Source organism: Congregibacter sp., assembly GCF_047617445.1.
Classification (GTDB): domain Bacteria; phylum Pseudomonadota; class Gammaproteobacteria; order Pseudomonadales; family Halieaceae; genus Congregibacter.
In genome coordinates this window covers 34,539-45,961 of record NZ_JBLGBE010000021.1, presented here as the reverse complement: position 1 = coordinate 45,961, position 11,423 = coordinate 34,539, and the positions used below count along the sequence as shown (strand labels likewise).

The 11,423-nt window shown below is 53.4% G+C and carries 9 protein-coding genes; 3 read left to right on the top strand and 6 right to left on the bottom strand.

Translation table 11 applies throughout. The features are described 5' to 3' along the window. Positions 1-285: 285 nt before the first annotated feature. Both ACI9KD_RS07255 and ACI9KD_RS07250 read left to right on the top strand, forming a co-directional pair. Positions 286-1,851, top strand: a complete 1,566-nt coding sequence (locus ACI9KD_RS07255) for a WS/DGAT/MGAT family O-acyltransferase (RefSeq protein WP_414980493.1) — start codon at positions 286-288, stop codon at positions 1,849-1,851. Positions 1,852-1,861: 10 nt separating this feature from the next. After that, positions 1,862-3,343, top strand: coding sequence for a helicase HerA-like domain-containing protein (locus ACI9KD_RS07250; protein ID WP_414980492.1), 1,482 nt, complete (start codon positions 1,862-1,864; stop codon positions 3,341-3,343). A 27-nt stretch (positions 3,344-3,370) separates the two neighbouring features. On the opposite strand, the gene ACI9KD_RS07245 is transcribed toward ACI9KD_RS07250, so the two are convergent. From ACI9KD_RS07245 to ACI9KD_RS07230, 4 genes are all read right to left on the bottom strand, one after another. Then, the gene (locus tag ACI9KD_RS07245; protein WP_414980491.1) at positions 3,371-4,315 is read right to left on the bottom strand and encodes a DUF808 domain-containing protein; all 945 of its coding nucleotides are present in this window, start codon (positions 4,313-4,315) and stop codon (positions 3,371-3,373) included. A 4-nt stretch (positions 4,316-4,319) separates the two neighbouring features. Then, positions 4,320-6,464 carry a polyphosphate kinase 1 gene (gene ppk1, locus ACI9KD_RS07240; RefSeq protein WP_414980490.1) on the bottom strand — a complete coding sequence of 715 codons (2,145 nt, stop codon included), beginning with the start codon at positions 6,462-6,464 and terminating at the stop codon, positions 4,320-4,322. A gap of 61 nt (positions 6,465-6,525) precedes the next feature. Continuing rightward, positions 6,526-7,401 (bottom strand): universal stress protein, encoded by an 876-nt coding sequence (locus ACI9KD_RS07235; RefSeq protein ID WP_414980489.1) that lies wholly within the window; start codon positions 7,399-7,401, stop codon positions 6,526-6,528. 69 nt (positions 7,402-7,470) lie between these two features. Further along, entirely contained in the window at positions 7,471-8,289 is an 819-nt protein-coding gene (locus tag ACI9KD_RS07230; RefSeq protein ID WP_414980488.1) for an alpha/beta fold hydrolase, read from the bottom strand. A gap of 87 nt (positions 8,290-8,376) precedes the next feature. Here ACI9KD_RS07230 and ACI9KD_RS07225 point away from each other — a divergent pair, with 87 nt between their 5' ends. After that, positions 8,377-9,117 carry a hypothetical protein gene (locus ACI9KD_RS07225; RefSeq protein WP_414980487.1) on the top strand — a complete coding sequence of 247 codons (741 nt, stop codon included), beginning with the start codon at positions 8,377-8,379 and terminating at the stop codon, positions 9,115-9,117. A gap of 50 nt (positions 9,118-9,167) precedes the next feature. Here ACI9KD_RS07225 and ACI9KD_RS07220 read toward each other — a convergent pair whose 3' ends face one another. Both ACI9KD_RS07220 and ACI9KD_RS07215 read right to left on the bottom strand, forming a co-directional pair. After that, on the bottom strand, positions 9,168-10,505 hold the full coding sequence (locus ACI9KD_RS07220) for an alginate export family protein (protein WP_414980486.1): 1,338 nt from the start codon (positions 10,503-10,505) through the stop codon (positions 9,168-9,170). An 81-nt stretch (positions 10,506-10,586) separates the two neighbouring features. Next, entirely contained in the window at positions 10,587-11,411 is an 825-nt protein-coding gene (locus tag ACI9KD_RS07215; protein ID WP_414980485.1) for a lipase family alpha/beta hydrolase, read from the bottom strand. Positions 11,412-11,423 lie beyond the last annotated feature (12 nt).

The window sequence follows — 11,423 nt, the reverse complement described above, 5'->3', positions numbered from 1 at the left end:
GCCACACGCACGGTATTGCCCTTGGTCTTGGAGGTATCAACCTCCACAATGGTCCTGTAGATATCCAGTGTCTTTTGCGCATGCTCACTTTTTATCTGAGCCTGCGATGTCACACTGAGCGACGACAGGAATAAAGCCGTCCAGAAACTTCGACGCATTCACGTTCTCCCGATTTACGTGGTTGGGTTGAGCAGTGTAGTGTTAACACAGCTCCGCTGACATGGAAGCTGCTTACATCACTGCTGTAAAGCTTATAGGATTCTTCTATCAGTAAGGGATAAAAAAATGCGCAGAATCGATCTTACAAGTGCCGGCTTTCTTCTCTTGGAGAAGCGAGAGACTCCAATGCACGTCGGTGGCGTCAACCTGTTTACGCTGCCCGATGGTGCTGATGAACAAGAATTCTTAACAGCGCTTAGGACCCAGCTTCGAGACTGCAGGGACTTTCGTAAGCCCTTCGGCGACTACGTCGTAACAGGAAAGACAGGCTTGTACTGGGAGAAAGACGAACACATCGACATGGACTACCACGTCAGGCATTCCGCGCTCCCAAGTCCTGGGCGTTACCGCGAACTCTTTTCCCTGGCGTCACGACTGCACACTACCTTACTGGATCGAACGCGACCTTTGTGGGAGATGCACATCATCGAGGGCCTGCAAGATCGCCAGTTCGCGGTCTACAGCAAGATCCATCACGCTGCCATCGACGGCGTAGGCGCTATGCACATAACCCAGGCCATGTGTACCGAAGAGCCCAGCGCACCGCTGGGCTACGCACCCTACTCCCAAGAAGCCTACGAGGCTTACAAGCAAGAACGCTTTGGCGGCGCCACAAGCACTGCTGCCCCCAACAAACGCGATATGCGAAACGTATTAGAAGCCCTTAAGCAACAGTACGACTCCGGCATGAACCTAGCGACCGCCATGCGCCGTTTTGGACTGGCGTTTGTTGGCCGTAGCGGCAATCTAGCCGTTCCATGGCACAACGTCCCAAAGACGTCGATTAACACTCGAGTATCCGGCGCGCGACGCTTTGTCGCGCAGACTTTTGCATTTGAACGCGTCAAAAATATCTGTAAATCCATGGATGCCACAGTAAATGACGTTGTTCTCGCTATGTGCGCGGGCGCCCTTCGTAGATACCTGCTGTCTCGGGACGAGCTACCCCGGCACTCTCTAAAGGCTATGGCGCCGGTTTCGCTGCGCGAAGAAGGGGATGTCGACTCAAGTAACGCCGTTGGCTTCATCACAGCGGATATGGCAACCAACATCTACGACCCGGAAAAGCGTCTGCGGACCATCCAGCAGTCTATGCGCGCGGGGAAGGACCTGCTCCGGGAGCTTTCTCCCGCCGAGGCCGCATTGTTCATGCAGCTCACGCAGTTACCGGCACTTCTAACATCTGTCTTGGGCATGGGGTCCAAATTCCCTGCGTTTAGCACCGTCGTGTCCAATGTACCCGGACCACGCAAGCCGCTTTATTGGAATGGCGCCAGGCTCGATGGCATGTATCCAGCGTCTATCGTATTCGACGGTTTCGCGATGAACATCACGCTAGTCAGTTATCACGACCAACTCGATTTTGGCATCGTAGCCTGCAGGCGCTCCATGCCGCAGATTCAACGAATCATCGACCATCTTGAAGATGCATTGGTAGAACTCGAATTAGTCGCCGGGGTCAGCGGACCAGGTCGTCGAGGCAGTGATTCGCGCAAGACCACTCGTGCGCCCGCGAAAGCCAAGACCCTAACCAAGGCTAAAACTAAAGCAAAGACAAAAGCGAAGACCAAGCCCAAAGCAAAACCCGCTGCACGCAAGACCGCAGTGAAACCCAAGCTTGCGAAAAAGTAACAGGTAGCGCATGAGCACAGAAAAAGATATCCCCGGCATTCTTATCGGCGGCTCCGACGCGGGGCAAGTGTTTTTGAACCCCAAGTATGCAAACCGACACGGTTTGATTGCCGGTGCCACCGGCACCGGAAAAACCGTGACACTTCAATGCCTTGCTGAGAGCTTTTCTGCGCAGGGCGTTCCCGTATTTCTGGCTGACGTTAAAGGTGACATATCCGGGCTCAGTCAGCCGGGCAATCCGCATCCAAAAGTCGACGAGCGAGTAACAAAAATCGGCATTTCGGGATATGTTCAAGAGGCCTATCCCGTCGCGTTCTGGGATCTGTTTGGCAAAAAAGGCACCCCTATTCGCACGACTCTGAGTGAAATGGGCCCACAGCTTATGTCTCGCCTATTGGATTTGAACGACACGCAAGAAGGCGTACTCACCCTGGTATTTCAGTTTGCGGATGACAATGGATTGCTGATGCTGGATCTGGCGGATCTTCGCACGACCCTCCAACATCTCGCCGACAACCGCCAGTCTCTAGGCACTAGCTATCGCGTTTCGGCAGCTTCGGTGAACGCTATTCTGCGCCGCCTGTTAATGCTCGAGCGGGAAGGCGGCAAACACTTCTTTGGCGAACCGGCACTAGAGCTTGGGGACCTCATGCAGCGAACCCGAGATGGACGAGGCGTGATCAACGTTCTCGCGGCGGACACGCTCATTCGCAGTCCTCGAGTCTACAGTACGTTTTTACTATGGCTGTTGTCCGAGCTGTTTGAGCAAATGCCAGAGATTGGCGACCCCGACAAACCAGAACTCGTGTTCTTCTTTGATGAAGCCCACTTGCTATTTCAGGATGCTCCAAAAGTTCTACTGCAAACCATTGAACAGGTCGTGCGCCTCATTCGTTCAAAAGGTGTAGGGATTTATTTCGTCACCCAGAGCCCCGCCGACATTCCAGACAGTGTACTGGGGCAATTGGGGAACCGGGTACAACATGCCCTACGAGCGTACACGCCCAAAGAGCAGAAAGCTGTGAGGGTTGCAGCGCAAAGTTTCCGCAAGAATCCCGCGTTGGATACAGAGACGGTAATCAGTGAACTTGGCGTCGGGGAAGCACTGGTCTCAACGCTGCAGGAAAACGGCGTGCCGTCCATGGTACAGCGGACGCTCATCAGACCACCCTCCTCCCGAATGGGTAAAGCGACCATGGCAGAGCGAGCTGAAGTCTTAAAGAACGACCCTAATGGCAGACGCTATGCCAAGGGCATCGACAGGGAAAGTGCTCACGAACAACTCCTAGCACGCGCTACGACGCAGCAGGCTGATCGCGATGAGAAGGATCTCAAAAAGCGTGAAAAAACCGCTCAAAAACGTAGCGGTCGCAAAACCCAAAGTAGCAGTGACGCCTTTGTGAAAAGTATGGCGCGAAGTCTAGGCTCAGCCGCGGGACGCTCCCTTGGGCAAAAGCTTTTCCGAGGCATTCTGGGGTCTCTATTGCGATAGCCCCTGATGTTGTCCGAAACGGTGTTCCTAGTCTTTTTCGAACGGTCGAAGAACGGTGCTTAGCACCAGTAAAACGATTGCTCCCGCAAGTAAACCCGCAGCCGCCGAAAACAGCTGAGGGACAATAGCGCTGGCTAAAGCGTTAGCTCCCAAACCTTCCTGGACTGTATGCAGCAGCCGCTCAGAAAGGTGATGCAGCTGAGGGATGCCGTGCACCAGAATCCCGCCTCCAACCAAGAACATGGCGGCGGTGCCCACCACTGTTAGCACCCGCATTAAGCGCGGCGCCAGTACCAGTAGACCCCGGCCCATTGCTCGAAGTATCCCACCTAGCGAGCCCTCTCTCTCACTTTGAATCCAATGCAAGCCTAGGTCGTCAATTTTCACGATGACGGCCACGAGGCCGTAAACACCCAAGGTCATCACTAGCGCAATTGTGCCCAGTACGCTCGCACGTACCAGAAGACTAGCGTCTCCAACGATACCCAGTGTGATGACTATAATTTCTGCAGAAAGGATGAAGTCAGTGCGAATTGCGCCTTTTATGCGTTTTTTTTCAAGCTTCAATGGATCGGTAGTCGGGTCTTCGAGTTTCTGACGAAGTGCATCGTGTTCATCACGACGCGCGTCAGCGCTATGAGTAAGATAATGCCAGAGCTTCTCAAACCCCTCGTAGCACAGGAACAAACCACCCGCGATGAGCAAGGGCGTAATCAGCCAGTCAGCAACCGCTGCAATCACAATAGCCGCAGGCACTAGCATTGCCTTGTTGAGGAGCGAGCCTTTGAATACCGCATAAACCACAGGCAGTTCACGATCAGCCGCTACACCTGTCACTTTTTCAGCATTGACCGCCAAATCGTCACCGAGTACACCCGCAGTCTTTCGCGCAGCAACTTTCGTCATCACCGATACGTCATCCAGTAGTGCAGCAATGTCATCGAGCAATGCGAGCAGGCTAGCGCCAGCCATAGGCTTAGTCCTTTTTACCTTTCTTTCGCTGCTTAGGCGGCAACAGCATATTCGAGCGAGGTATTCGCGGCTTTTTACCCGTGCTTAGATAGCTATGAATCGATTCCTGTGAACGTATAGCCGCTGACTTTACACGTCGCGGCACGGATTCGTTGGACTGCGCTCGATCGAGGACCCTCGCTTTCACATTGTCATGCCACTGCATGTCCAGTATGTCCTGGATCATCATGCGCGCGTCCGGGTCGTAAATGGGACACAAAACCTCTACACGATAATCAAGGTTTCGCGTCATTAAATCTGCCGACCCAATGTAGTAACGCGGTTCCCCTGCATTATAAAAGACGTAGACCCGGGGATGCTCAAGATAACGATCTACAATACTGATCGCCTCAATATTCTCCGATATGCCTTTGACCCCAGGCTGAAGAGAACACATGCCGCGAATGATGAGACGAATCTCGACCCCTGCATTGCTCGCTTCGTACAGCTTCATGGCCAATTCACGGTCTACCAGATTGTTGCATTTGAGCGTCATGGCCGCGCGCAAGCCCTTACGCGCATTAGCAATCTCGGTGTCAATCATTTTCTCAAGCCCCGAGCGCGAGCTGTGAGGCGATACCAGTAAATGCTTGTACTGCGGCCTGCGATAGTTGTACCGAAGAAAATCAAAAACATCGTAGACCTCCCGACCCAGATCCTGGTCGTAGGTCATGAGCGAAAAATCCGTGTACAAGCGTGCAGTTTTTTCGTTGAAGTTGCCTGAGCCCACATGCGTGTAGAAACGCTGCTGCCCATTTTCACGTCGCTGAATCAGTAGCAACTTGCTGTGCACCTTTAGACCAGGCACACCGAACTTCACCTCGATACCGCCTTCAGTGAGTCGCTGAGCCCAATGAATATTTGCTTGCTCATCAAAGCGTGCCGCGAGTTCAACCACGGCCAACACGCGCTTACCGTTGTGTACCGCATTCAGGAGAGCATCAACGACTCTTGATTCTGAGGCTACGCGGTAAAGACAGATTTTTATGCTGTCCACATCGGGATCAACTGCGGCGGTCTTCAATAAATCGATGAGATAGTCGAAAGAATGATAGGGGTAATACAGCAACACATCTTTCGCACGTATCGCCGACAAAATATTGTCTGACTCATCGATACGCGAAACGGGGACATTAGGCAGAGGTCGTAACTCAAGATAGCGCGGACCCAAGCGTGGGAAAGCTATAAAGTCCTTGGAGTTGTGATAACGACCACCGGGAATGAGACTATCGTACCTGCCCAGGGAAAACTTCGATGCCAAAAAATCCCGTAGCGATGACGGCATCTGTGCGTCGTATACAAAACGCACGGCATCAGCCTTTTGGCGCTGTTTGAGACTACTGGCCATTTTCTCGATGAGGCTCTCCATGATACCTACGTCGAGTTCCAGCTCTGCATCACGCGAAAATTTGAAACAGTAAGCGCTTGTCGAGCCTATGTTCAGAACGCCGCGGAACATCTGCGGAAGGCAAGCGCGAATCACGTTATCCAGTGCAATAAAGACCCGACCACTGTTCCCTTTACGCCGAGGTATCTCAACGAAACGATTCATACGATCCGTGGGGACCTCCACCACCGCAACGCGCTGTTTTTTCTTGGTATTGATCTCTACCGCGAGATACAAACTTTCGTCGTTAAGAACCGGTATTGGTGAACCCTCCGCAAACAAAATAGGGTCGAGTTCGGGTAATACCGTTTTATTGAAATAGTCCTGAACGAACTCAGCCTGATTGGGTTCAAGCTGTCGCTCATTGATCATGTGAATTCGACGTGCCTGCAGGGCTTTCATCACCGATGCATAAACACCCTCGAAGTCGTGCTGCTGAGACACCACCTCCGCCTGAATCGCTGCCAGAAGTTCTTTAGCGCTCTGACGAGTGCCGCCGCTGGACATGGAGATGAGGCGCAGGACTTCCGCTACTCGAACTCGAAAAAATTCATCCAGATTGTTGGAGAAAATGCCGAGGTATCGCAGACGCTGAACTTCGGGGGCCTTCTCATCAGCCGCCTCCTGTAAGACCCGCGAGTTAAATGACAGCCAACTAAGCTCTCGGGGAACGAACAGGCTGTCGTCCAGGTCCGCGAGTCGCGTTTTGATCGGGCTGCTCATGAAGTCTCTGTATCCATTAGTGGTTTTCGTCCGAATTCATTGATCTATCTATACCGCCGTGTCAGGAGTCGGGCTTGATGGCTAAGACATCCGTATGAAGATCCGAAAGCACAGATTCCGCGGTGTTGCCGATCAGCTTTGCGCTAATCCCCTTACGGGCCACCGTTCCCATCACCACGATTTGTGCCCGCGCCTTTGCGGCCTGCGATGTGATCACTTTAGCCACCGGACCACGCTTGGTAATAAAGGCCTTTTCTGGAATATCATGCTCTTTGGCTAGTGCCTTAAGATGCGGCAGCATCTCTTCGCGGTGCTTTTTGGAATAACTGATGGGGTCGACTAAATCAAGGTCCACCAGAACCGACGGAACCTCGATGGCAGACATGAGCTTTAGCTCTACTCCCAAAGCGTCGGCGAGCGCTTTTGCTGCGCCTAACACCTGCGAGTTCAACTGCTGCTTACTACGCTTGCGTGTCCCCAGATCTAGCGCTGCCATAACCGGGCGCGTACGGCTCCACTTTTTCTCTGCGACCATCAGCACAGGTACAGGACATTCACGCAAAAGATACCAATCCGTAGAGGTGTAACCTAGATTCCCTGTACTGTGGCTGGTCTTGACCACGGCGGCGAATTTGCCAGTGGCCGCGCGTTTTACGATCCAGGGATGCACCGTTTTCATCCACACAACTTTCAATGCCACTTTCTGAGAGTCGGTAGAGAAAGTATCAATACGCTTGAGTATCTGTTCCCGGCGCTTTTCGAGTAACTGCTGCTTCAAGGCCACTTGAGCGGCTCTGCCACCCTCAATGCGATTGAGCGGCGCATATGTGAACGCGACCACTTCCACGTCATACCCCAGCTTTGCAGCCAACTCGAGGCCCCGGGAGGTCGCCACGCAGGTTTTGTCTTTATCTGCAACGATCAGAATTTTGCCCATAACATCTCTCCGCCTGTCATTTCTTCGATTATAGAGGCTGATTGTTGCTACGAAAGGTCCGCCCGGAAATTAATCTGCAAAAACGTAGCTTATCGTGGCGCGGGCCGTCGCCTCAGGAGACTCCAACGGGAATAAGTGCCCTCCAGGCACCTCAAGAAAACTCGCCTGCGGTTGCCAGTGCTGCCAGCGCGTCCATATCTCAGATCTCAGGGTGTCGCTATCGACTCCCCGCAACGCAAGGGTAGGCACAGGCATCCGTTTCATTAAAGATCGCGCCCTGGGAGCACTTCCATACACAGCGGCTTCCCAGGCACCTGAGTATCGTAGCTGCACCCCTCCACCCGGGATCGCAGCTTTACTGGCACTCACATAGTGCGATAGAGCCTCATCGCTTAGCCCCTTGAAGGCACGCTTGCCACGATAAAACTCGAATGCTGCTGCATGGCTTTCAAAATGCTCCGGCCGAGACAGTGCTCGTCGAATCATAGGCATTTGCTGGCGTTTTTTTTCTGACATAAAACGCGTCGCAAAAACAAATCTATCGGGGAGAAATACAGGATCCAACAAAATAAGCCCGGCAATTTTTTCGGCTCGCTGCCGAGCGGCGAGCGCCGCTATGACACCCCCCATACTGTGTCCCATCACCCAAACAGGCTCCGAATAATGACTTTCGATAGCGTGGAGCATGTCGTTGGCAAACAACTGCCACTTCAATCGTCGCGGCGGCTCTCGACCGCCCCATAAAGGCCGATGCTCCAGGGCGTTAATCTGGAAATGATCTTCCAGATGCATAAATAGCTCGCGATAACTTCCCGGGGGGTACCCATTGGCGTGTGCAAACAATAAGGGCGCACCCTTTCCACCTATTTTTTCAACGACCGGACCCACTAGTACCTCCAAATTCTGACCGGAGCCTAGCGTAGGCGAACCGTGGGGTATACAACAGCCCTGAAAGGACTCTGTTATGCTTGTTAGATGGACAATGAGCATACAGAAAAAACCCGTCTGGACTGGCGTATTCTGTTCGGGGTGACCGTTACCACGCTGTGGATGACTACGGGAATCTATTACGTCACTCGCGTCGTCGGCTGGACGCAGTTTCAATCTTTACCCACCGCCGATATTGGCAGTTTTTTTGAAGGGGCTTTCGCGCCTCTGGCTTTTTTGTGGCTGGTTATCGGGCACTTCATGCAGCAAAAAGAGATCACCGCGAATACGCGCGCCACGACTATGCAGGAGCAAAGTACACGTCGCCTGGAACTCCACTCAAGGCGGGATTCTTACTTTAAGCTGCTAGGACTCGTGCAAGAACAATTAGGCAGTATCGCGGGCTTTCATTATGTATCTGTCTTCGGCCCCACCGGGAGCGACGAAGTAACGCTTGAGGAATTTTCCACCTTGCGCTCTGAAGCAAGCACGGGGGACCACTCGCTGTTTATTCGACGAATGGTCTCTGCTGCCGCGAGTAACCGTGACGATGCTGAAGCTGTAACAGAGATGCTCTTTGGCACAGAAATACGCACGCGTCACAGTGACAACTTTAAGCGTACTTTCGGGCGCCTTCTGGACGCCGCTGAATCGGTAGACACCGATAACATGTTGCGCGAAGCCTTGCTAGAAGGCTCAGCGGCAGGGCTCTACTACCGCATCATCCGACACGTAGCCGGCGACGAAGAGATGGATCCAATTTCAGGCATACGTAACACCATCCCCTGACACGGGCCTGTATCTGTAGATAGACCGCTGAAGTTTGATGTTTTCGACAACTAGTAACTCCAACCTAACTGCGCATACAGATACTGACTATCATTGGAGCTTTGAGGGTTCAAAAGAGAGTCTCCGGCCCCAGCAAAGTAAGCGCCCTTATCCAGATACGCCCCCCCCAACTCAAAACTAAACCCAGAATCGCTGGGCTTCCAATGCCAACGCAACTCCCATTGTCGCCCGATATCACGCCCAGAAACGCCACTAGCATCGCGCCGCGCTCCCGGCACATAAAAGTCTCTGCTGCTATCCAAACTGAGCCAGCGATGCGACAACAACCAGGTTTGCTGCGCCGTGGATTGCCAGAGAACGCGCAGGGCCGGCGACCGAATGTTACTGCGGAGTGCAGCGCCGAAAATACCGCTGGGGCCCAGCTCAAACGCCCGGGCACCGTATAAGCGATCAAAACGCTCGTTTCGCCCATCTAGTGGATTCCGGTCGCCGGTGGCGTGATCATAAGCCAAGCTGAAATTGAGACCTGCCTTGAGGTCAATACCAATATGAAGATGAGTGAACCATGCACGATGATCCAGCACATCGGCTTGCGAAGAGAGTACACCCGCCAGCGATTCCCCCCACTGGTAGGCGGCTTCTGCCTCTACATCCAACGCACCGCGCTGCCAGGTAAGACGTGAACCGGCAGTCGTCAGCTTTCTATCGGCAACGGGCTTACTCCCCTGATCACGCAGCTCACTGCCAAAAACATAGGCTGCCAGCGTAGCGTCAGATGTTGAGTATCGATAATCATAGCTGGCTCCCCAGAAACGCTCTCCTCGTCCTGCTTTGTCCAAGCCGAACTGATTATCTCGAAGAGACGCTCGATCCAATGCATCAGGTCGCCGCTGCAATGGCAATGTATAAAACATGTCGGTCGTAGTGTGCCTTGAACTGTGACTGAGATGCACACCCTGAAAAGCATTACTGGTATTGCGAAAGTTATTGCGTGCAAGCAGGCGTCGGCTGCCGTAATCGAGCGTCATTCGTCCAGCCGTAAGCGATAACTCAGAAGCGCCGTCCAAACGCCAATTCTTCAGGAATTTGGCATTGATGGGTTCCAGGGCATTAGCGTCATCGGTGCCTAACGGTGAGAACGTCTTCTCGCCCCAGGCACGACTATCCTGAATCTCAAATTCAAGACCCCAACTCGATCCTTGATAACGAACTTCGAGCTCGCTGCGGGACAATTGCAGATGATCGTGGGCAGGCGCCAGAAGACGAAACGAATCAGCCAGATACTCCGTCCGGACACGCACATTAGCGCTAAAGAACCAGCCCTCTGAGCCTTGAGGGCGAGACTCGGGCGTGGCTGGCGACCCTAGACTGAGTAAACTCCAAGTCAAAATGACGCCTAAAAACAGACAACGGCTTTGTTGCATCGATAGATTCAAGCTATGGGACCACGGCTATTGCCCGCAGGCTGATCAACCGTACTTGGGTACCAGTACTTTGGCCCAGCCGCTGACACTAAAAGGCTGCCAATCGTCCATGGCTTGCCGGAGCCGATCGGCGATCACGTACCGCACAGTCGGATTGAAGGTCATTCCACAGTGGCTGCCACGAACCTGGATATTCTGAGTTGATCCGTGGGCAAAATCGAGGTTCTGAAAAGCCGTGCGCCAGTTAACAATGCCATCGCCTTTGGAGTAGACCGCAGTTGTGGGAACGGGAGGTGCACGATGCAAATCGTCTAACGCTACCGGCAAATCGTCTGTAGGATTGAGTGCCTCAAACAGTCTGGCGGGATAAGAGGCGCTGTGGCGACCTCGACCAAAAGGGCTGCCCAGGGTTATGACCTGTCGAACGCGCGCCGGCTCCTCGCGAGCGAGCTCTCGAGCAAATATGCCACCTAGACTGTGCCCTACCAAGGAAAGTGGCTCGCCGTACCGCTCACTCAGCATAGCAACGCGTTCCATAAGACTTTCCAGAGCGTTGCCGCGAGGACCGAGATTACGTCCCTGTCCCCAGCCATGAACCTTATAACCCAGCCCGCTAAGAAAGCGTCGTAAGGAGGCGTTGTAAGCGTCAGAACCCAAAAAACCGGGAAGCACCATCACAGGATGGCCATCACCCGGTGCTAGGTTATTCAAAAGGCGTCTGACCGACGCCAGTGAGACCACCTCGAGCGCGACGCGCTGTGGCTCAGTCAGGGCTAGCCAGGCTGCTGGTGGCGGTAGGTAGTGCGGATCGACGCTGTCGGCTCCTGGCATAACCACATCACCAAACAAGGCCATACGACTCACACCCATTACCTCCTCTGT